Raw genomic sequence first — 20,939 nt, 5'->3', positions numbered from 1 at the left:
TCGGTCAGGGTGCGGCCTGCTTGTCGCCGGCGAGTTCCACGTAGTGCAGATGGCGCAGGGACCAGACGGCCATGGAGTTCTTCCCCTCCAGGGTGGTGCCGCGCTTGTCCAGCAGGTGCTCGGTCCACTCCCGGAGGCTGCGGCCCTGGTACTCGTTGGTGAGGATGTCCACGCGCCCGCGGATGTCGAACCCGAAGACCGCGGCGATGTCCGCCTTCGCGGCCATGACGGCCGCGATGTAGTCGACGGCTCCGGCCGGCGTGGCGAGGATCCGCTCCCGCTCGGCCGAGGTCCGCCGCGGCAGGTACCCGGCCGCCTCCGTCTCCCGCACGACGTCGGCGTCGACGTGCACCTTTCCGGGCCCGACGGCACGCCAGGACGCGCTGCGGACGTTGACCAGTGCCTCCCACGCGATCGCGGCGGCGATGGCCCGCCGGTCGATGCCCCGTCTGCGGGCCGCCGCATCGATCAGTTCGCGATGGGCCCGCAGCCAGCTGAGCACCTGGGTCTGCGGAAGGGGCAGTTCGGTGTCGATGTCCTGGGGCGGCGGAAGCAGCCAGGCGTCCCGCAGTTCGAAGGAGATGCCCGTCGCCTCCGGCCACCAGTCGGGGCGATCCTGCGGCCCGGTGGTGCGCACCCGGGCCGGGGCGGGCGCCACGACCTCGCTGCGCTGCCCCTCGAACGGGTCCTCCAGTACCCGGCGGTACGGCTGCTCCCGGCGGGCCGGCGGCTCGGCCAGCACCTCCTCACGGACGTCCAGGACCGCTGGGTCGCCGTCGGAAGCGGGAGGGTCCGCCATGATGATCTCGGCGTCGGAGTCGTCGAAGACGATCACCTCGGCGTAGGCGGACGGCACCCGCCCGACGATCGGCACGCTCTCCGACTCGTCGAAGACGACGACACCGTCGTACGGCTCGTTGGTGTCCGACATGGCAGCGTGTCCCTAGTCGTGCGAGGCGTCGCCGTTGTGGCTCACCGCGCCCACGGGCACGACCTCGATGTCCGGCTCTTCCGGGAACAGCTTCTGCCAGGCGTCGATCCGCTGGTCCTCCTTCTGCGCCGCCACCAGTCCGAGGGCGTCGGTGGTGCGACGGGTCGCGCCGTCGCGTGCGGCGGTCTCGGACTGACGGTTGGTGAGGTCGAGGGCCTGAAGGGCGGCGGCGTACGGGTCCAGCGCGTCGGCCTGTCCCAGCAACGCCTCGACGACCAGGTTGTCGGTGCGCAGCACCACGTCGGTGCGGTCCATCACCACACCGTTCAGCTCCTGTGGCGCCCCGGCGACCGTCTTGACCGGCCGGAACCGCCAGCGGGCGCCACCGTGGAACGGATCGGGGTTCTCGGTGGCCACGCGCCCCGTCTCGTCCAGCCGAGCGGACTCCCAGTCGTAGCGGACCCCACGCGGGTCACGACCCACCTGGAGCGTCGTCACGATGTCGCCGTCGGCGTCGATCCGTTCGGCGCACAGCGACAGGATCCTGGCCGCGACCTCCGCTCGTTGGGGCTCGACGACATGACGCTCCAGCAGCCTGGCAAGGTCGGGGAGCGCGACGATCTCGGCGGAACCGAGCCGCCCGTTGAAGAAGGCGACCTTGATGTCGCGCAGCACGATGTGCGTCTCGTAGGTCTGGTTGAGCTCGCGGAAGACGAAGTTCAGCACGCGCCGCAGATTGGTGTTGCTGATCTCGCGCACGACGGTGCTGCTCGCGCCGGAGGCGGTGCTCACCTGGTCGGTGTGTTCCGCGCTCTGCCTGCGGCTGTTGTTGACCTGGGCCGCGTGGTCCTGCGCGGTCTGGCTGACGGAGCTCGCCCAGCGCTGGCTGGCCTCCTGGTGGTTGGCGGCGAAGGCGGAGTCGAAGCGGGCCTCGACGTCGACCAGGCCGAGGAAGTGCACGCTCGCCTTGGCCGAGGAGCTCACGGACAGGGCCCAGCCGCCCTGGTCCTGGAAGGCCGCACCGGACTCCTCGACGAGTGCCGAGGTGAAGCGGGTCTGGGCAGCGGAGTCGGAGGACTCGAAGACCGACGAGGAGTCCTCACGGGTGGCCGCCGAGGTGCGCCAGGTCTCCACGGTGATGGTCTGCCGTTCACCGGGCAGCAGCGAGAAGGTCTGGAGGGTGCGGCCGAGCCCGTAGTCCCCGAGGAAGGACCGCAGTTCCCACGTCTCGACGAGGGCGAGCCGGGGCTGGGCGGCGGCCACCGGGTCGACCGCCACGGGGGCCACGCTGTCCCCGAGCCCCGCAGCCGGCAGGGTGATCGAGGCAGTCGCCTGGTTGGCCGGGACCATGACGGTGGCCTCGCGGTCGGCCAGCTTCTCCAGGTAGGAGTCGACCCGTGTGCGCTGCACCACCACGTCCTCGGGTTCCGCGTTCAGCTGCCGGCGTTCGAGCAGCCGGTCCCGCACGCTCTGCCGGGCCTCGGCCGCCCGTCCTGCGTTGTCCAGGCCCGTGAGCAGCGGATTGACGTCCCCGCCCACCTCGGCGACCAGGCGCAGGGACGGCTTCGCCGTCGTGGGCATCGTGCGCCGGTAGAGCTGCATCAGCTTGTCCCGGTCGACGCCGGTCAGCCGGCCCTCGTCGCCCTTGACCACACCGAGTTGGAGGAGCGAGGTACCGCTGCGGCGCGCGAAGTCGGTGAACCACGCGGCAGGCAGCGCGAGCGGCACGATCCGCCGCCAGTCGTAGGCTCCGGGCAGCGGTACGTCGTAGTTGATCCCGGCGGCCTTGCCGCCCTTGCCGGTGAACTTCGCGAGTTCGTCGGCACCGACCGGGGTGATGAGATCGTTCAGGGACACCGTGTCTCCCTTCGCCTGCACGGATGTCCCGGGCTCGGCCCGAGCACCGGGACCGGAATGTCCGTCCGCAAAACTAGGCGGGACGGCCCTCCGTCCGCCCCGGGGAAATCCCCGGGTTGTCCCCTGGGGCCGCCGTGTCAGGGCCGCGGACCCACCTTCGCCACCAGGCCCATCCGCGAGGTGATGCCGAGCTTGGCGTAGGTGTTGCCGAGGTGGTACTCGATGGTTTTGACGCTGAGGACCAGCTCTTGGGCGATCTGGCGGTTGGTCAGCCCCTGGACCGCCAGCCGTGCCACGGTGAGTTCCTGCGCGGTGAGGTTCGGGCGCTCCGCGTCCGCCGGGCGGGCGGTCCGGTGGCCGCAGGCGGCCAGCTCGGCCAGACACTGATCGATGTGGGGCGCCGCCTCCAGCCGTCGGAAATCGGCCCAGGCGGCTTCCAGTTCGCTCACCGCACCGGCCCGGCGTCCGACCCGGCGCAGAAAGGTTCCGTACGACAGTCGCAGCAGCGCCTGCTCCCAGCAGGGCTCGCCCCGCGCACAGTGGTCGAGCCCGGCGCGGAACGCCTCGTCGGCGGCGTCGGGATCGCCTCGTACGGCTTCCAGGATGCCGCGGCAGCGGGCGGCGGCGGCCAGGTCGAGCCAGCGGTCGCGGTCGGCGGCACGGCGCTCGTAGGCGCGGAGCACCTCGTCGGCCTCGTGCAGCCGGCCGGTGCGGACCAGGGCTTCCACGAGCGGTGCGCGCCAGGAGGTGAGGCCGACCTCGTCGAGGGCGTCGCGGTGGACCTTGCCGGTGTCGAGGAACGGGTGCAGGGTGGCGACGACCGCTGGATGGTCGCCCTGCGCGGCACGTACCCGGGCGAGTGCGGTGGCGGCGATCACGGCGTCGTTGACGTCCCCGAAGGTCCGGGCGTGTGCGACGGCCGCCCGGGCGTGCGCCTCCGCGGCCCGGAAGCGGCCCCGGCCGGCGAGGGGGGCGGCCGCGAACGCGTGCATCAGGGCCACGTTCGACATCTGGGTGTCCTCGGCCAGGGAGACTGCCTGGGTGCTGTGTGCGACGGCGTCGTCCCACCGCCCTGCCCGGTACTCGGCGTCGGCGAGGAACCCGAGTGCCGCGAGCGCCGTGGACGGCAGCCCGCCCCGGCGGTGTGCGGCGTAGGTCTCCTTGAGGTCGCGGCAAGCGGTGTCGAGGGCGCCGCTCATGAGGTGGATGATGCCGCGGGCAAGCAGTCCGTCGCGTTCCTCGGGACGGTCGTGCGGGCCGGTGACGGGGAGATGGGCCACGGCCGCCAGCGCCCTTTCGTGTTCGCCCGCGAAGGCCAGCCCGAGGGCCAGGGAGTCCCTCAGGAACGTCGACCGGCTCGGCGGCGGCAGCTCCAGGCCGCGCTCGGCCCAGTCGACCGTGCCGTGTCCGTCGCTCTCGATGAGGCAGAGCCAGGCCAGTTGTTCGGCGGCGGACCGCATGGTGTCGGCCGACGCCCGGGGGTCGCAGCTCTCCCAGCAGGCGGTGAGTTCGCGGCGCGCCTCGTCGTGGCGGCCGGTGGCGAGAGCGAGGTGGCCGAGCGCGTAGTGCTGTTCGGCACCGGGGGCGAGCTCGCGCACGCTGTGCTCCAGCTGGGCCGCCTGGCCGACGTCACCGGCGAGCAGCAGGTGTTCCACGGCCCGCAGCAGGCGCGGCGCCCGCTCGGTGGAGTCGGTGGAGAGCCGGGCCGCGGCCAGGGCGGACGCCGCGGCGGCCGACCACGCCGCCTCCTCCGCCTGGAGTCCGGCCAGCCGTTCCAGCTCGTCCGCCAGACCCGGGTCCGGTCCCAGGGCGGCCCGAGCCCGGTGCTGGAGGCGCAGGGCCAGGTCGTCCGCGAAGCTTGCCGCCAGCAGGTGCAACCGCCTGCGCAACGACGGCTCGAGGCACTGGTAGACGGCCGCTCGCGACAGTGGATGGGGAAAGCGCGCCTGCGGAATGTCGGCGGCCGTGCCCTCCTCCAGCAGTTCGAACCGCATCGCCTCCGCCAGCGCCTCCAACGGCTCAGGCACAGCGCCGAGTTCGGCGGCCAGGTGCAGCGGGCTGGACATGCCGAGCACGCTCGCCGCGTCGACGAGTCGGCGTGCCTGCGGGGTGCACGCCTCCAGCCGGGCGGTGACCAGACGTTCGTACCCCCGTGGCGCGGGCAGGGCGGCCCGGTCCGCGGTGAACACCTCGGTGGGGAACTGCTGGAGCAGGGCCTTGGTGTGCAGCGGGTTGCCGTCGGTGTGCCCGCGCAGCCTGACGGCCGCCCAGCGCGGCAGGCGCACGGGCCCCAGCTCCGCGTTCAACCGCACGATGTCGTCGACGTCGAGCCCCTTCAGGGTCACCTTGAGGGTCGAGTCGTCGCCGAGGAGCCGGCGCAGCCCCTCCGGGAGCCGGGGGTCCGTCGCGTCGCGCGCCACGAGCACGGTCAGCACCCGGTCCACCCGCAGCCGCCGCAGCGTGAAGGTGAGGGCGTGCAGGGACGGTGTGTCGGCCCAGTGCGCGTCGTCGATCACCACGACGAGTGGGCTGCGGTTCTGAAGGGCGCCGAAGAGATCGATGAGGGCCGAGCCCACGGTGATCGGATCGGGCAGCGGGGTTCCCGCCCGCCCGCCGCGCGCGAGCCCGGCGAGCGGCTCGTCCAGCGGTTCGGGGACGGCTGCCAGAAGTTGTGCCAGCGCGCCGTACGACAGTCCGGTCTCGGTCTCCTCGCCGCTGGCGTGCATGAGGACGCAGGTGGGATCCGCCGTGTGGAGAAAGCGCCGGACCAGCGAGCTCTTCCCCATGCCGGCGGGACCCTCGACCAGAACGAGCTGCGGTTGGCTGTGCAGGGCGCGGTGCAGTCGGACGTTGAGCTGCTCCAGTTCGTCGCCCCTGCCGAGGAAGGGCACATCCCACTCGCGCTGCGGCACCCCGTCCCACCCCCCGAGAGCCTCCCCGCCCCGCCGCCGAACGGATCCGGGACGACGGCACGCACCCACGATGACGGTGACCGGGTCGCCGGACAAGCCCGAGGCCCGGCCCCCGAAGGGAACCGGGCCTCGCGCCAAACCATGACCAGCTACGGACCTACAGCCCCGCAGCCTTGCGCAGCGCCTCCACGCGGTCCGTCTTCTCCCACGTGAACTCCGGCAGCTCGCGGCCGAAGTGGCCGTACGCCGCGGTCAGGGAGTAGATCGGGCGCAGCAGGTCGAGGTCGCGGATGATCGCGGCCGGACGCAGGTCGAAGACCTCGTCGATCGCCTGCTCGATCTTGTCGGTGTCGATCTTCGCGGTGCCGAAGGTCTCCACGAACAGACCGACCGGCTCGGCCTTGCCGATCGCGTACGCCACCTGGACCTCGCAGCGCGAGGCGAGCCCCGCGGCCACGACGTTCTTGGCGACCCAGCGCATCGCGTAGGCGGCGGAACGGTCCACCTTGGACGGGTCCTTGCCGGAGAAGGCGCCGCCGCCGTGGCGGGCGTAGCCGCCGTACGTGTCGATGATGATCTTGCGGCCGGTCAGGCCGGCGTCGCCCATCGGGCCGCCGATCTCGAAGCGACCGGTCGGGTTGACCAGGAGACGGTAGTTCTCCGTGTCCAGCTTGATGCCCTCGTCCAGGAGCGCCTTGAGCTCCGGCTCCACGACGAACTCGCGGATGTCGGGGGCCAGCAGCGACTCCAGGTCGATGTCGGAGGCGTGCTGCGAGGAGACCACCACGGTGTCGAGACGGACGGCCTTGTCGCCGTCGTACTCGATGGTGACCTGCGTCTTGCCGTCGGGACGCAGGTAGGGGATGGTGCCGTTCTTGCGGACCTCGGACAGGCGCTTGGCCAGGCGGTGCGCCAGGAAGATCGGCAGCGGCATCAGGGTCGGGGTCTCGTCCGTCGCGTAGCCGAACATCAGACCCTGGTCGCCCGCGCCCTGGCGGTCCAGCTCGTCCTCGTCGCCCTCGACACGGTTCTCGTACGCCGTGTCGACACCCTGCGCGATGTCGGGCGACTGCGCGCCGATCGACACCGAGACACCGCAGGAAGCGCCGTCGAAGCCCTTCTTGGAGGAGTCGTAACCGATCTCCAGGATCTTCTCGCGCACCAGCTGGGCGATCGGCGCGTAGGTCTTGGTGGTGACCTCACCGGCCACGTGCACCAGACCGGTGGTGATCAGCGTCTCGACGGCGACCCGGGACGTCGGGTCCTCCTTGAGCAGCGCGTCGAGGATGGTGTCACTGATCTGGTCAGCGATCTTGTCGGGGTGGCCCTCGGTCACGGACTCCGAGGTGAACAGGCGACGGGACACAACGCTCCCTGGGGTTGCAGCGGCTGCTGGCTGATCATTGGCGGACGGGCTCGGGGGCTGCGCCCGGCATCGTCCGAGAACAGTTTATCGGTCGTGCTCGGCCACCGGCCCCCCTGTCTCGCCACTCGGGAGCGCCGTGACCTGCGGCACGGGCATTGTGCCCAATTCCGAGCGGACTTGGCCAGGGGCGCCACGCCACTGTGGCAGAGGTTTGAGAGGACTGAGAAACGAATGAAACATTCAGGCGAGACGGCGCGCCACCAGGTCCCAGACCGTTTCGGCCAGGAACTCCTTGGGGCCGTGCGGCACCGGGGTCTCGCTGCCGTCGGCGCCCAGCACCACGGCCTCGTTCTCCTCCGACCCGAAGGTCTTGCGCTCGCCCACCTCGTTGACGACGAGGAGGTCGCACCCCTTGCGCTCCAGCTTTCTGCGGCCGTTGGCCAGGACGTCGTCGGTCTCGGCGGCGAAGCCGACGACGACCTGACCGGGGCGGGCACGCTCGGCCGAGATCTCGGCGAGGATGTCCGGATTCCGCACCAGGACGACGGGCTCGGGGTCCTGACCGTCCTTCTTCTTGATCTTCCCGGTCGCGTAGTCCCGCGGCCGGAAGTCCGCGACCGCCGCCGCCATGACGACCGCGTCGGCGTCGGCCGCCGCCTTCAGGACCGCCTCACGCAGTTGTACGGCCGTCCCCACCGGGACTACGTCCACACCGGCCGGATCGGGCAGACCGGTGTTCGCCGCGACGAGCGTGACCCGGGCGCCCCGCGCGGCGGCGGTGCGGGCGAGGGCGTAGCCCTGCTTGCCGGAGGAGCGGTTGCCGAGGAAGCGGACCGGGTCGAGGGGCTCACGGGTGCCGCCCGCGCTGACGACGACATGCCGGCCGGCGAGGTCGGGCTCGGTGACGCCCCGGGCCAGCACCCGGCGGCAGACCTCGAAGATCTCGGCGGGGTCCGGCAGCCGGCCCTTGCCGGTGTCGACGCCGGTCAGGCGGCCGACGGCCGGTTCGATCACCAGGGCGCCGCGGCGGCGCAGCGTCGCGACGTTCTCCTGGGTGGCGGCGTGTTCCCACATCTCGGTGTGCATGGCGGGCGCGAAGACGACCGGGCAGCGGGCGGTGAGGAGCGTGTTGGTGAGCAGGTCGTCCGCGAGGCCGTGCGCGGCCTTGGCCAGCATGTCGGCGGTGGCCGGGGCCACGATCACGAGGTCGGCGTGCTGTCCGATGCGGACGTGCGGGACCTCGTGGACGTCGTCCCACACCTCCGTGGAGACCGGGTGGCCGGAGAGCGCGGACCAGGTGGCGGCGCCGACGAACTGCAGGGCGGAGGCAGTGGGCACCACACGGACGTCATGGCCGGACTCCGTGAGCCTTCTCAGCAGCTCGCACGCCTTGTAGGCGGCGATGCCCCCGCTGACCCCCAGCACGACCTTCGGCTTGTCCACCAGGTCTCCCCTTCCTCGAACCGACGACGAACCGACGACTCCATGACACACCACAGGCCCGACAGTCGCGCTGCCGGGCCTGTGGAAAAGCCAACTGCAATATGAAAGTCCTACTGCGCCGGGCCCTCGACGGCCTCGGACGTCAGCAGACCCGCGTTGATCTCGCGGAGGGCGATCGAGAGCGGCTTCTCGTGGACGTGGGTGTCCACCAGCGGACCGACGTACTCCAGCAGGCCCTCGCCGAGCTGCGAGTAGTACGCGTTGATCTGGCGGGCCCGCTTGGCCGCGTAGATCACGAGGCTGTACTTCGAGTCCGTGGCCTCGAGGAGCTCGTCGATCGGCGGGTTGATGATGCCCTCGGGCGCGGAGATGGAAGAGGACACGCTCTACCTTCCGATGGATGGGAAAGAATAAGTGTCAGTGACCGTTGACGATCACAGCACATCCATCAAGGCTAGCAGCTCGCGCGCCACGTCCTCGACGGAGGTGTTGACCAAGGTCTCGTCGAACTCGGGTTCAGCCGCCAGTTCGACCTTCGCCGCCTCCAGGCGGCGTGCGATCACCTCGGGCGGCTCGGTGCCCCGTCCGGTGAGTCTGCGCACGAGCTCCTCCCAGGAGGGAGGAGCCAGGAACACCAGCTGGGCGTCCGTCATGGACTCACGAACCTGCCGGGCGCCCTGGAGGTCGATCTCCAGGAGGACGGGCTCGCCCGCCTCCAGCCGCTCCAGCACGGCCGCGCGCGGCGTGCCGTAGCGGTTGCCGGCGAACTCGGCCCACTCCAGCAACTCGCCGTTGGCGATCAGCTTGTCCATCTCCTCGTCGGTGACGAAGAAGTACTGGACGCCGTGCTTCTCCCCGGGGCGGGGCCTGCGGGTCGTCGCCGACACCGAGAGCCAGACCTCGGGGTGTTCCTTGCGCATATGGGCGACGACCGTGCTCTTGCCGACCCCTGAGGGGCCGGAGAGCACGGTCAGCCGCGGACGTTCACTCATACAGCGATTATTCCAGCAAACCCGGGGTGCCCGGGCTCAGGAACCGGTGCTGCCGAACTCGCGCTCCAGCGAAGCGATCTGGTTGGAACCGAGGCCGCGTACACGACGGCTCTCGGAGATGCCCAGACGCTCCATGATCTGCTTGGCGCGGACCTTGCCCACGCCCGGCAGGGACTCGAGCAGGGCGGAGACCTTCATCTTGCCGATGACGTCGTTCTCCTGGCCCTGCTTGATGACCTCGTGGAGCGAGGCGCCGGAGTGCTTGAGTCGATTCTTGACCTCGGCCCGCTCCCGGCGAGCCGCGGCGGCCTTTTCGAGCGCGGCTGCGCGCTGTTCAGGGGTAAGGGGCGGAAGAGCCACGCCTACGTCACCTCGGATGTCGAACTGTCGGATACGGACCGGTGAGGAACCTAGTCGCCCCACACCTGGGGAGCCACGAGCAACACGCTTGCCCGTTGACTCTGCTCGGAGACTAGCGGCCAACTCCGCCAGAGTCAGCGAGAACAGCGGAAAAGTCCTGGTCAGCCTGCGCCAGGTCGGACATTCCTGACATACTGCCCCGGATTTGAGGATGTATTCAGACTCAAGCGGGCCTCGCACCACTCGTCGAAGCACCGGTCGAAGCGCCGGTCGAACCACTCGTCGGAGGACTCGAACGAAAAAATCGAACCTCGTCAACCCGTCGGCAGGGCCGCCCGGATCTCCGCCGCGAACCGCTCGGCGGCCGTGCGCAGCGCGCCGGCGTCCGGACCGTGCCGCAGCACACCCCGGCTGACGTTCGGGACGACATTGCCGATCGCCTTCCCGAAGACGCGGGGCAGATCGGCCGGAGTGGCCCCCTGGGCGCCGACACCGGGTGCGAGGAGCGGGCCGTTGATGTCCAGGTCGTAGGACGACAGATCGCCGAGCGTGGCGCCCACGACGGCACCGAAGGACCCCAGGGGATGCTCCCCCGTGTTCTCGGCGGCCAGATGGGCCAGCATGGTCGCGCCGACGTTCCGGCCGTCCGCGCGGACCGCGTGCTGGACCTCGCCGCCCTCCGGGTTGGAGGTCAGCGCGAGCACGAACAGACCGGCGCCGCTCTCCCGCGCCAGCGCGACCGCCGGGGACAGCGAGCCGTAGCCGAGATACGGCGACACGGTCAGCGCGTCCGAGAACAGCGGCGAGTCCTTGTGCAGGAATGCCTCGGCGTACGCGGCCATGGTCGAGCCGATGTCGCCGCGCTTGGCGTCCATGAGGACCAGCGCACCGGCCGCGCGGGCCTCCTCGACGGTCTTCTCCAGGACGGCGACCCCGCGCGAGCCGAAGCGCTCGAAGAACGCGCTCTGGGGCTTGAACACGGCGACCCGGTCGGACAGCGCCTCGACGACGGTGCGGCTGAACCGCTCCAGGCCGGCCACGTCGTCGTTCAGGCCCCACTCGCCGAGCAGCGAGGCGTGCGGGTCGATCCCCACGCACAGCGGGCCGCGCTCGTCCATGGCGCGGCGCAGGCGGGCACCGAAGGGCTCGTACGAGGTCATGCCGTGTTCCTCACGTCGGCGCCGACCGCGTCGGCGAGGGTGGCGTACGGGCTCGTGCGCAGGCGTGCGGCGAGGCCCTTGTGGATGGCCCGGCCCCAGAAGGGGCCCTCGTAGACGAACGCGCTGTAGCCCTGGACCAGCGTGGCACCGGCCAGGATGCGCTGCCAGGCGTCCTCGGCGTTCTCGACGCCGCCGACGCCCACCAGGGTGATCCGGTCGCCCACGCGCGCGTACAGGCGCCTGAGGACCTCCAGGGAGCGCTCCTTGAGGGGCGCTCCGGAGAGCCCGCCCGTCTCCTTCACCAGGGAGGCCTCGGACTTCAGGCCCTCGCGGGCGATGGTGGTGTTGGTGGCGATGATGCCGTCCAGCCCGAGCTCGACGGCCAGGTCGGCCACCGCGTCGACGTCCTCGTCGGCGAGGTCGGGCGCGATCTTGACCAGGAGCGGGACCCGGCGGTTCGCGACGATGCGGTCGGCGGCCTCGCGCACGGCGGTCAGGAGCGGACGCAGATGGTCGACGGCCTGGAGGTTGCGCAGGCCGGGCGTGTTGGGCGACGACACGTTCACGACGAGGTAGTCGGCGAAGGGCGCGAGCCGCTCGGCGGACTTCACGTAGTCGCCGACGGCCTCCGCCTCCGGAACGACCTTGGTCTTGCCGATGTTGACGCCCACCACGGTCTTGAAGACCGGCTCACGGGACGCCAGCCGGGCCGCCACGGCCAGCGAGCCCTCGTTGTTGAAGCCCATGCGGTTGATGAGCGCGCGGTCCGGCACGAGGCGGAACAGCCTCTTCTTGGGGTTGCCCGGCTGGGCCTCCCCGGTGACCGTGCCGATCTCGATGTGGTCGAAGCCCAGCATCGCCATGCCGTCGACGGCGACCGCGTTCTTGTCGAAGCCGGCGGCCAGGCCGAAGGGGCCGTGCATGCGCAGCCCGAAGGCCTCAATGCGCAGCTCCTTGTGGCGGGGCGCGAGGGCGGCCGCGACGAACGTGCGCAGCACGGGGACGCGGGCGGCCAGGCGGATCCAGCGGAAGGCCAGGTGGTGGGCCTTCTCGGGGTCCATGCGCTGGAAGACGAGGTTGAAGAAGATCTTGTACATGGTTCCTCACGACGACATGGGTGTCCTCACGAAGAGGGGGACACCGTTTCCGGTGTCCCCCTCAGGGCCGCTAGTCGCGGGCCGCGGTCAGGTGTTCCGCGTGTTCCTGGAGCGAGCGGACGCCCACGTCTCCGTGGTTGAGGGCGTCGATGCCCTGGACGGCGGCGGCGAGCGCCTGGACCGTCGTCAGGCACGGGACCGACCGCGCCACGGCCGCCGTACGGATCTCGTAGCCGTCGAGGCGGCCGCCGGTGCCGTAGGGGGTGTTGACGATGAGGTCGACCTCGCCGTCGTGGATGTACTGGACGATGGTCTTCTCGCCGCCCGGGCCGGGGCCCTCGGACTGCTTGCGCACCACCGTGGCGTTGATGCCGTTGCGCTTGAGGACCTCGGCGGTGCCGGAGGTGGCGAGGAGCTCGAAGCCGTGCGCGACCAGCTCACGGGCCGGGAAGATCATCGAACGCTTGTCGCGGTTGGCGACCGAGATGAACGCGCGGCCCTTGGTGGGCAGCGGGCCGTAGGCACCCGCCTGCGACTTGGCGTACGCCGTGCCGAAGACCGAGTCGATGCCCATGACCTCGCCGGTGGAGCGCATCTCCGGGCCGAGGACGGTGTCGACGCCGCGGCCGTGGATGTCGCGGAAGCGCGACCACGGCATGACGGCCTCCTTGACGGAGATCGGCGCGTCCAGCGGGAGCTCGCCGCCGTCGCCGTGGGCCGGCAGCAGGCCCTCGGCGCGCAGTTCGGCGACGGTCGCGCCCAGTGAGATCCGCGCGGCGGCCTTGGCGAGCGGCACCGCGGTCGCCTTCGAGGTGAAGGGGACGGTGCGGGACGCGCGCGGGTTGGCCTCCAGGACGTAGAGGATGTCGCCGGCCATCGCGAACTGGATGTTGATGAGCCCGCGGACCCCGACACCCTTCGCGATGGCCTCCGTGGACGCCCGCAGCCGCTTGATGTCGTGGCCGCCCAGGGTGATGGGCGGCAGCGCGCACGCCGAGTCGCCGGAGTGGATGCCGGCCTCCTCGATGTGCTCCATCACGCCGCCCAGGTACAGCTCCTGGCCGTCGTAGAGAGCGTCGACGTCGATCTCGATGGCGTCGTCCAGGAAGCGGTCGACGAGGACCGGCCGTGAGGGGCTGATCTCGGTCGACTCGGCGATGTAGGCCTCCAGGCGGGTCTCGTCGTAGACGATCTCCATGCCGCGGCCGCCGAGGACGTAGGAGGGCCGGACGAGGACCGGGTAGCCGATCTCGTCCGCGATGGCCTTGGCGCCGGTGAAGGTGGTGGCGGTGCCGTGCTTGGGGGCCGGCAGGCCCGCCTCGGCGAGGACCCGCCCGAAGGCGCCGCGGTCCTCGGCGGCGTGGATCGCCTCGGGCGAGGTGCCCACGACCGGCACGCCGTTGTCCTTGAGCGCCTGCGACAGGCCGAGCGGGGTCTGGCCGCCGAGCTGCACGATGACGCCCGCGACGGGCCCCGCCTGCTGCTCGGCGTGGACGATCTCCAGGACGTCCTCCAGGGTGAGCGGCTCGAAGTACAGCCGGTCGGAGGTGTCGTAGTCGGTGGAGACGGTCTCCGGGTTGCAGTTGACCATCACGGTCTCGTACCCGGCGTCGGACAGCGCGAAGGAGGCGTGCACGCAGGAGTAGTCGAACTCGATGCCCTGGCCGATGCGGTTCGGGCCGGAGCCCAGGATGATGACGGCCTCCTTCTCGCGCGGCGCGACCTCGCTCTCCTCGTCGTAGGAGGAGTAGAAGTACGGCGTCCTCGCGGCGAACTCGGCGGCGCAGGTGTCGACCGTCTTGTAGACCGGGCGCACGCCCAGCGCGTGCCGCACCTCGCGCACCACGTCCTCGCGCAGGCCCCGGATCTCGGCGATCTGCTGGTCGGAGAAGCCGTGCCGCTTGGCCTCGGCGAGCAGGTCGGCGTCCAGGCGCTCGGCGGCGGCGAGCTCGTCCGCGATCTCCTTGATCAGGAAGAGCTGGTCGACGAACCAGGGGTCGATCTTGGTGTACTCGAAGACCTCCTCCGGCGTGGCGCCCGCGCGGATGGCCTGCATGACGGCGTTGATCCGGCCGTCGGTGGGCCGTACGGACTCCTCCAGGAGCGCCTTCTTGTCGCCGGGCTCGCCCACGAAGGTGAACTGGCTGCCCTTCTTCTCCAGCGAGCGCAGCGCCTTCTGGAAGGCCTCGGGGAAGTTCCGGCCGATGGCCATGGCCTCGCCGACCGACTTCATGGTGGTCGTGAGGGTGGAGTCGGCGGAGGGGAACTTCTCGAAGGCGAACCGGGGGGCCTTGACGACGACGTAGTCGAGCGTCGGCTCGAAGGATGCCGGGGTCTGCTCGGTGATGTCGTTCGGGATCTCGTCCAGGGTGTAGCCAACGGCGAGCTTCGCGGCGATCTTGGCGATCGGGAAGCCGGTCGCCTTGGAGGCGAGCGCCGAGGAGCGCGACACGCGCGGGTTCATCTCGATGACGATCACGCGACCGTCCTCGGGGTTCACCGCGAACTGGATGTTGCAGCCGCCGGTGTCGACACCGACCTCGCGGATGATCGCGATGCCGACGTCGCGCAGCACCTGGTACTCGCGGTCGGTGAGCGTCATGGCGGGCGCGACGGTGATCGAGTCGCCGGTGTGCACGCCCATGGGGTCGAAGTTCTCGATGGAGCAGACGACCACGACGTTGTCGTGCTTGTCGCGCATCAGCTCCAGCTCGTACTCCTTCCAGCCGAGGATGGACTCCTCCAGGAGCACCTCGGTGGTCGGCGAGAGCGTGAGGCCCTGGCCCGCGATGCGGCGCAGCTCCTCCTCGTCGTGCGCGAAGCCGGAGCCGGCGCCGCCCATGGTGAAGGACGGGCGGACGACGACCGGGTAGCCGCCCAGCGTCTCGACGCCCGCCAGGACGTCGTCCATGGAGTGGCAGATGACCGAGCGCGCGGACTCGCCGTGCCCGATCTTCTTGCGGACCTCCTCGACGACGCCCTTGAAGAGGTCGCGGTCCTCGCCCTTGTTGATCGCCTCGACATTGGCGCCGATCAGCTCCACGCCGTACTTGTCGAGGGTGCCGGCCTCGTGCAGCGAGATCGCGGTGTTCAGGGCCGTCTGGCCGCCCAGGGTGGGCAGCAGGGCGTCCGGGCGCTCCTTGGCGATGATCTTCTCGACGAAGTCCGGGGTGATCGGCTCGACGTAGGTGGCGTCGGCGATCTCCGGGTCGGTCATGATCGTGGCCGGGTTGGAGTTGACCAGGATGACCCTCAGGCCCTCGGCCTTCAGGACCCGGCACGCCTGCGTGCCGGAGTAGTCGAACTCGGCGGCCTGGCCGATGACGATCGGGCCGGAGCCGATGACCAGGACGGACTGGATATCGGTGCGCTTAGGCACGCTGGCCCTCCATGACGGTGCTCATCAAAGACGTGAAGCGGTCGAACAGGTAGGCGGCGTCGTGCGGGCCGGCTGCCGCTTCGGGGTGGTACTGGACGGAGAAGGCCGGCTGGTCGAGCAGCTGGAGGCCCTCCACGACGTTGTCGTTCAGGCAGACGTGGGAGACCTCGGCGCGGCCGAACTTCGTCTCGCTGACTTTGTCGAGCGGCGCGTCCACGGCGAACCCGTGGTTGTGCGCGGTCACCTCGACCTTGCCGGTCGTACGGTCCTGCACGGGCTGGTTGATGCCCCGGTGGCCGTACTTGAGCTTGTAGGTGCCGAAGCCGAGCGCGCGGCCGAGGATCTGGTTGCCGAAGCAGATGCCGAACAGGGGCGTCCTGCGCTCCAGCACGGCGGTCATCAGCGCGACCGGACCGTCGGCGGTGGCCGGGTCGCCCGGGCCGTTGGAGAAGAACACGCCGTCCGGGTTCACCGCGTAGACGTCCTCGACGCTCGCCGTGGCGGGCAGGACGTGCACCTCGATGCCGCGCTCGGCCATGCGGTGCGGGGTCATGCCCTTGATGCCGAGGTCGATCGCGGCGACGGTGAACCTCTTCTCGCCGACCGCGGGGACGACGTACGTCTCCTTGGTGGCGACCTCCTCGTAGAGCGAGGCGCCCTTCATGTGCGGCTGGGCCTGCACGCGCGCGACGAGCTCGGCGTCGGGGGCCACGGCCTCGCCGGAGAAGACGCCGGCCCGCATCGAGCCGCGCTCGCGCAGGTGGCGGGTGAGGGCGCGGGTGTCGATGCCGGAGATCCCGACCACGCCCTGCGCGACCAGTTCGTCGTCCAGGGACCGCTTGGCGCGCCAGTTGGACGGCACGCGCGCGGGGTCGCGCACCACGTAGCCGGAGACCCAGATGCGGCGGGACTCGTCGTCCTCGTCGTTCCAGCCGGTGTTGCCGATCTGCGGGGCGGTCGCGACGACGATCTGGCGGTCGTACGACGGGTCGGTCAAGGTCTCCTGGTAGCCGGTCATGCCGGTGGAGAACACGGCCTCACCGAAGGTCTCCCCCACGGCCCCGTAGGCACGGCCGCGGAAGATCCGGCCGTCCTCCAGGACGAGTACGGCGGGAACCTTCGAGGTTCCCCTGGTGGAGGTCGTCATCGTGCGCCTTCCGTTTCCGTCTTGTTGATCATGGAGTTAATCGCGTCGACCCACTCGGTGTGCTCGGCCGCGTGGTCGGACCGGAAGCCCGAGTCGATCAGCCGTTCGCCGTGCGCCCAGGTCACCAGGAGCAGGCCGCCCTCGGTCAGGACCTTGCCGGCGATGCCCTTGCCGAGCAGTGCTTCCCTGAGGGCCGCGCGCGGGATGAAGAAGTCGCTCGCGCCGGGGCGTACGACGTCCAGTCCCGCGTCGGTGAGCGTGAGCTCGACCCGGCTGCGGGTGCCCAGGCCGTGCGCCACGATCCGGTCGAGCCACTGCCCCGCCGTGGTGGAGCCGTGGTAGCGGCCGCTCATGGTCAGTCTGGCCGGGCCCGGGTCGTCCGGCACGGTGGGGAGCTCGGGGAGGTCGCCCTGGAGGGTGCCGCGCCACTTCCAGCCCTCGCGCATCAGCCAGTAGACGAGCGCGACGAAGAGGGCGAGACCGACGAGCCAGCCGATACGGGCGGCCCAGTCGGTGACCTCGGCCGACTTCTTCTCGGCCGCGAGCAGGATCAGAGGTGTCACGTGAGTTTCCCGTCGACGAGCGTGGCCTTGCCCCGGAGCCAGGTGTGGGTGACACGGCCCGGCAGCTCACGCCCCTCGTACGGAGTGTTGCGGCTGCGCGAGGCGAAGCCCTCGGGGTCCACCGACCCACGGTATTCCGTGTCGACCAGCGTGAGGTTGGCGGGCTCACCAGCCGAGACGGGACGGCCGTGGCCCGCCGCCCGCCCGATCTTCGCGGGCTTGACGGACATGCGCTCGGCGACCCCGGCCCAGTCGAGGAGCCCGGTGTCCACCATGGTCTCCTGCACCACTGACAACGCGGTCTCCAGACCGACCATGCCCATGGCGGCCGCGGCCCACTCGCAGTCCTTGTCCTCGTGGGGGTGCGGGGCGTGGTCGGTGGCGACGATGTCGATCGTGCCGTCGGCGAGCGCCTCGCGCAGCGCCAGCACGTCCCGCTCGGTGCGCAGCGGCGGGTTCACCTTGTAGACCGGGTTGTACGACCGGACCAGCTCGTCGGTGAGGAGCAGGTGGTGCGGGGTGACCTCGGCGGTGACGTCGATGCCGCGGGACTTGGCCCAGCGGACGATCTCGACGGACCCGGCGGTCGACAGGTGGCAGATGTGGACGCGCGAGCCGACGTGCTCGGCGAGCAGGACGTCCCGGGCGATGATCGATTCCTCGGCCACCGCGGGCCAGCCGCCGAGGCCCAGCTCGGCGGAGACGATCCCCTCGTTCATCTGGGCGCCCTCGGTCAGCCGCGGCTCCTGCGCGTGCTGGGCGACGACCCCGCCGAAGGCCTTCACGTACTCCAGGGCGCGGCGCATGATCACGGCGTCGTCGACGCACTTGCCGTCGTCCGAGAAGACGGTGACGCCGGCCGCCGACTCGTGCATGGCACCGAGCTCGGCGAGCTTCTTGCCCTCCAGACCGACGGTCACGGCACCGATGGGCTGCACATCGCAGTAGCCGTGCTCCTGCCCGAGCCGGTAGACCTGCTCGACCACACCGGCGGTGTCGGCGACCGGAAAGGTGTTGGCCATGGCGAACACGGCCGTGTAGCCGCCGCTCGCCGCCGCGCGCGTGCCGGTCAGCACCGTCTCGGAGTCCTCGCGGCCCGGCTCGCGCAGATGGGTGTGCAGGTCGACGAGGCCCGGCAGCAGCACCTTGCCGGCGGCCTCGACGACCTCGGCGCCCTCGGCGGACAGCCCGGCGCCCACCTCGGCGATGACGGCACCGTCGATCAGCACGTCCTGCGGCTCGCCGCCGAGGACCTTCGCACCACGGATCAGGATCTTGCTCATGTGACTTACTTCTCCTCGATACGGGTGTGGCTGACGGCGGGCTCATTTCCCCCGAGCAGCAGGTACAGAACGGCCATCCGGATGGAGACTCCGTTTGCGACCTGCTCCACGACGGTGCAGCGGTCCGAGTCGGCGACCTCGGCGGTGATCTCCATGCCCCGGACCATGGGCCCCGGGTGCATCACGATGGCGTGCTCCGGCATCCGCGCCATGCGGTCGCCGTCCAGGCCGTAGCGCCGGGAGTACTCGCGCTCGGTCGGGAAGAACGCGGCGTTCATGCGCTCGCGCTGCACGCGCAGCATCATCACCGCGTCGGACTTGGCGAGCGTGCTGTCGAGGTCGTACGACACCTCGCAGGGCCAGGTCTCGACGCCGACCGGCACCAGGGTGGGCGGGGCGACGAGGGTGACCTCGGCCCCGAGGGTGTGCAGCAGGTCCACGTTGGAGCGGGCGACCCGGCTGTGCAGGACGTCCCCGACGATCGTGATGTGCCTGCCGGAGAGGTCCTGGCCGATCCCGGCGTCCCGCCCGACGAGCCGGCGGCGCATGGTGAACGCGTCGAGGAGGGCCTGGGTGGGGTGCTGGTGGGTGCCGTCGCCCGCGTTGATGACGGCGGCGTCGATCCAGCCGGAGTTGGCGAGGCGGTAGGGCGCCCCGGAGGCACCGTGGCGGATGACGACCGCGTCGACGCCCATGGCCTCCAGGGTCTGCGCGGTGTCCTTGAGGGACTCGCCCTTGGAGACGCTGGAGCCCTTGGCGGTGAAGTTGATGACGTCCGCGGAGAGGCGCTTCTCGGCGGCTTCGAAGGAGATACGCGTGCGCGTGGAGTCCTCGAAGAAGAGGTTGACGATCGTGCGGCCGCGCAGGGTCGGCAGCTTCTTGATCGGCCGGTCGGCGACCCGGGCCATCTCCTCGGCGGTGTCGAGGATCAGGACGGCGTCGTCGCGGGTGAGGTCGGCGGCCGAGATGAGATGACGCTGCATCTGTCAGGCTCCGTAAGGCAGTTCAGGGGGAGATTCCGGGCAAGCGTGGGCACGCCGACGCGAGGCGTGCCGCGGGGCTCGCTACTGGGTCTGCTTCACACCGAGCAGCACGGTGTCGCGACCGTCCTCCTCGGCGAGCTGGACCTTGACCGTCTCCCGCAGCGACGTGGGGAGGTTCTTGCCGACGTAGTCGGCGCGGATGGGCAGTTCGCGGTGGCCCCGGTCGACGAGGACCGCGAGCTGCACCGCGCGGGGGCGCCCGATGTCGTTCAGGGCGTCCAGGGCGGCGCGGATGGTGCGGCCGGAGAAGAGCACGTCGTCGACGAGCACGACCAGGCGGCCGTCGAGTCCGTCACCGGGGATCTCGGTGCGGGCCAGCGCGCGCGGCGGGTGCATGCGCAGGTCGTCGCGGTACATGGTGATGTCGAGCGAACCGACCGGGATCTTGCGGTCGGTGATCTCCTCCAGCTTGGCGGCGAGCCGCTGGGCGAGATGGACGCCCCGGGTCGGAATGCCGAGGAGCACCACGTCGTCGGCGCCCTTGGCGCGTTCGACGATCTCGTGGGCGATGCGGGTCAGCACGCGCGCGATGTCGGGGGCCTCGAGAACGGGCCGGGCATCGGACGCGCCCATATCAGAAGTGTCCTGCTTGTCCATACGAAACGGACCTCCTTCTCCGCCTCACGGGACGGACCTTAAAGGACGTCGGATTTGCGCCATCCACGGTAGCAGGCCGGTTCGGCGCCTCATGTCACCCCCTTGGCGCAATCGACCCCCGCGACCACGGAAGAGTCGGTGTGGACCATTCGGCTTGACGCAGAAGCGTCACGCTGCGTAACCTCACAGTGAGTTACCAGCGCGCGGCTCGGGACCACTGCAGCCGCGTCGATCCAGTGTCCGGGGAGCTATATGTCCAGCGAATACGCCAAACAGCTCGGGGCCAAGCTTCGGGCCATCCGCACCCAGCAGGGCCTTTCCCTCCACGGTGTCGAGGAGAAGTCCCAGGGACGCTGGAAGGCGGTCGTGGTCGGTTCGTACGAGCGTGGCGACCGCGCGGTGACCGTGCAGCGCCTTGCCGAGTTGGCGGATTTCTACGGCGTTCCGGTGCAGGAGCTGCTGCCCGGCACGACTCCGGGCGGGGCCGCCGAGCCGCCGCCGAAGCTGGTCCTGGACCTGGAGCGGCTGGCCCACGTCCCGGCCGAGAAGGCGGGCCCCCTCCAGCGGTACGCCGCGACGATCCAGTCCCAGCGCGGTGACTACAACGGCAAGGTGCTCTCGATCCGCCAGGACGACCTGCGCACACTCGCCGTCATCTACGACCAGTCGCCCTCGGTCCTCACCGAGCAGCTGATCAGCTGGGGCGTGCTGGACGCGGACGCGCGTCGCGCGGTGTCCCACGAGGAGAGCTGAGCCGCTCCCAGCCTCAGCAGAAACGTGCCGCCGGGGTGGCCGGAACTTCACGGTTC

The 20,939-nt window shown here is 70.7% G+C and carries 17 protein-coding genes; 1 reads left to right on the top strand and 16 read right to left on the bottom strand.

Going from position 1 to position 20,939, the window contains the following annotated elements; all coding sequences use genetic code 11:
* Positions 1 to 4 precede the first annotated feature (4 nt).
* The 16 genes from ACFULQ_RS38460 to pyrR all read right to left on the bottom strand — a co-directional run bounded on the left by ACFULQ_RS38460 (position 5) and on the right by pyrR (position 20,130).
* Positions 5 to 931: a hypothetical protein gene (locus tag ACFULQ_RS38460; protein ID WP_383553370.1), complete on the bottom strand. Its 927-nt coding sequence runs from the start codon at positions 929 to 931 to the stop codon at positions 5 to 7.
* A gap of 12 nt (positions 932 to 943) precedes the next feature.
* Positions 944 to 2,788, bottom strand: coding sequence for a hypothetical protein (locus ACFULQ_RS38455; RefSeq protein ID WP_383553368.1), 1,845 nt, complete (start codon positions 2,786 to 2,788; stop codon positions 944 to 946).
* Between the two features lie 137 nt (positions 2,789 to 2,925).
* Positions 2,926 to 5,700 carry an ATP-binding protein gene (locus ACFULQ_RS38450; protein WP_383553365.1) on the bottom strand — a complete coding sequence of 925 codons (2,775 nt, stop codon included), beginning with the start codon at positions 5,698 to 5,700 and terminating at the stop codon, positions 2,926 to 2,928.
* A 157-nt stretch (positions 5,701 to 5,857) separates the two neighbouring features.
* Entirely contained in the window at positions 5,858 to 7,066 is a 1,209-nt protein-coding gene (metK, locus tag ACFULQ_RS38445; protein WP_383553362.1) for a methionine adenosyltransferase, read from the bottom strand.
* A gap of 240 nt (positions 7,067 to 7,306) precedes the next feature.
* Positions 7,307 to 8,509, bottom strand: a complete 1,203-nt coding sequence (coaBC, locus tag ACFULQ_RS38440) for a bifunctional phosphopantothenoylcysteine decarboxylase/phosphopantothenate--cysteine ligase CoaBC (protein WP_383553359.1) — start codon at positions 8,507 to 8,509, stop codon at positions 7,307 to 7,309.
* A 110-nt stretch (positions 8,510 to 8,619) separates the two neighbouring features.
* A complete protein-coding gene (gene rpoZ, locus ACFULQ_RS38435; protein ID WP_003988945.1) occupies positions 8,620 to 8,892 on the bottom strand; it encodes a DNA-directed RNA polymerase subunit omega in 273 nt (90 codons plus the stop codon).
* A gap of 51 nt (positions 8,893 to 8,943) precedes the next feature.
* Positions 8,944 to 9,501 (bottom strand): guanylate kinase, encoded by a 558-nt coding sequence (gmk, locus tag ACFULQ_RS38430; protein ID WP_020138108.1) that lies wholly within the window; start codon positions 9,499 to 9,501, stop codon positions 8,944 to 8,946.
* A gap of 36 nt (positions 9,502 to 9,537) precedes the next feature.
* Positions 9,538 to 9,861, bottom strand: a complete 324-nt coding sequence (locus ACFULQ_RS38425) for an integration host factor (RefSeq protein WP_003977346.1) — start codon at positions 9,859 to 9,861, stop codon at positions 9,538 to 9,540.
* 314 nt (positions 9,862 to 10,175) lie between these two features.
* Positions 10,176 to 11,021, bottom strand: a complete 846-nt coding sequence (gene pyrF / locus ACFULQ_RS38420; protein WP_383553356.1) for an orotidine-5'-phosphate decarboxylase — start codon at positions 11,019 to 11,021, stop codon at positions 10,176 to 10,178.
* Positions 11,018 to 12,118, bottom strand: a complete 1,101-nt coding sequence (locus ACFULQ_RS38415) for a quinone-dependent dihydroorotate dehydrogenase (protein WP_383553354.1) — start codon at positions 12,116 to 12,118, stop codon at positions 11,018 to 11,020. Before ACFULQ_RS38415 ends, pyrF begins: the two co-directional genes overlap by 4 nt.
* 70 nt (positions 12,119 to 12,188) lie before the next feature.
* Positions 12,189 to 15,497 carry a carbamoyl-phosphate synthase large subunit gene (carB, locus tag ACFULQ_RS38410; protein ID WP_383553352.1) on the bottom strand — a complete coding sequence of 1,103 codons (3,309 nt, stop codon included), beginning with the start codon at positions 15,495 to 15,497 and terminating at the stop codon, positions 12,189 to 12,191.
* Positions 15,490 to 16,644 carry a glutamine-hydrolyzing carbamoyl-phosphate synthase small subunit gene (gene carA, locus ACFULQ_RS38405; protein ID WP_383553348.1) on the bottom strand — a complete coding sequence of 385 codons (1,155 nt, stop codon included), beginning with the start codon at positions 16,642 to 16,644 and terminating at the stop codon, positions 15,490 to 15,492. Before carA ends, carB begins: the two co-directional genes overlap by 8 nt.
* Complete coding sequence (locus tag ACFULQ_RS38400) at positions 16,641 to 17,207, bottom strand: hypothetical protein (RefSeq protein ID WP_383553345.1); 567 nt, start codon at positions 17,205 to 17,207, stop codon at positions 16,641 to 16,643. Before ACFULQ_RS38400 ends, carA begins: the two co-directional genes overlap by 4 nt.
* Complete coding sequence (locus ACFULQ_RS38395; protein WP_383553343.1) at positions 17,204 to 18,490, bottom strand: dihydroorotase; 1,287 nt, start codon at positions 18,488 to 18,490, stop codon at positions 17,204 to 17,206. The genes ACFULQ_RS38400 and ACFULQ_RS38395 overlap by 4 nt, the downstream gene beginning before the upstream one ends.
* Before the next feature lie 5 nt (positions 18,491 to 18,495).
* Complete coding sequence (locus ACFULQ_RS38390) at positions 18,496 to 19,473, bottom strand: aspartate carbamoyltransferase catalytic subunit (RefSeq protein ID WP_383553341.1); 978 nt, start codon at positions 19,471 to 19,473, stop codon at positions 18,496 to 18,498.
* A gap of 81 nt (positions 19,474 to 19,554) precedes the next feature.
* Positions 19,555 to 20,130 carry a bifunctional pyr operon transcriptional regulator/uracil phosphoribosyltransferase PyrR gene (gene pyrR / locus ACFULQ_RS38385; protein ID WP_383553338.1) on the bottom strand — a complete coding sequence of 192 codons (576 nt, stop codon included), beginning with the start codon at positions 20,128 to 20,130 and terminating at the stop codon, positions 19,555 to 19,557.
* A gap of 252 nt (positions 20,131 to 20,382) precedes the next feature.
* Here pyrR and bldD point away from each other — a divergent pair, with 252 nt between their 5' ends.
* A complete protein-coding gene (gene bldD, locus ACFULQ_RS38380; protein WP_003956405.1) occupies positions 20,383 to 20,883 on the top strand; it encodes a transcriptional regulator BldD in 501 nt (166 codons plus the stop codon).
* Positions 20,884 to 20,939: the final 56 nt, after the last annotated feature.

Source organism: Streptomyces sp. NPDC057253 (genome assembly GCF_042669125.1).
GTDB lineage: Bacteria > Actinomycetota > Actinomycetes > Streptomycetales > Streptomycetaceae > Streptomyces.
This window is presented reverse-complemented; position numbering and strand designations above follow the sequence as displayed.

Bases quoted from the DNA above. Each gene is read 5' to 3' on its own strand.
- bldD (WP_003956405.1), top strand. From the start codon at position 20,383: ATGTCCAGCGAATACGCCAAACAGCTCGGGGCCAAGCTTCGGGCCATC.
- ACFULQ_RS38395 (WP_383553343.1), bottom strand. From the start codon at position 18,490: ATGAGCAAGATCCTGATCCGTGGTGCGAAGGTCCTCGGCGGCGAGCCG.
- gmk (WP_020138108.1), bottom strand. From the start codon at position 9,501: ATGAGTGAACGTCCGCGGCTGACCGTGCTCTCCGGCCCCTCAGGGGTC.
- carA (WP_383553348.1), bottom strand. From the start codon at position 16,644: ATGACGACCTCCACCAGGGGAACCTCGAAGGTTCCCGCCGTACTCGTC.
- pyrF (WP_383553356.1), bottom strand. From the start codon at position 11,021: ATGACCTCGTACGAGCCCTTCGGTGCCCGCCTGCGCCGCGCCATGGAC.
- ACFULQ_RS38415 (WP_383553354.1), bottom strand. From the start codon at position 12,118: ATGTACAAGATCTTCTTCAACCTCGTCTTCCAGCGCATGGACCCCGAG.
- pyrR (WP_383553338.1), bottom strand. From the start codon at position 20,130: ATGGACAAGCAGGACACTTCTGATATGGGCGCGTCCGATGCCCGGCCC.
- ACFULQ_RS38460 (WP_383553370.1), bottom strand. From the start codon at position 931: ATGTCGGACACCAACGAGCCGTACGACGGTGTCGTCGTCTTCGACGAG.
- ACFULQ_RS38390 (WP_383553341.1), bottom strand. From the start codon at position 19,473: ATGCAGCGTCATCTCATCTCGGCCGCCGACCTCACCCGCGACGACGCC.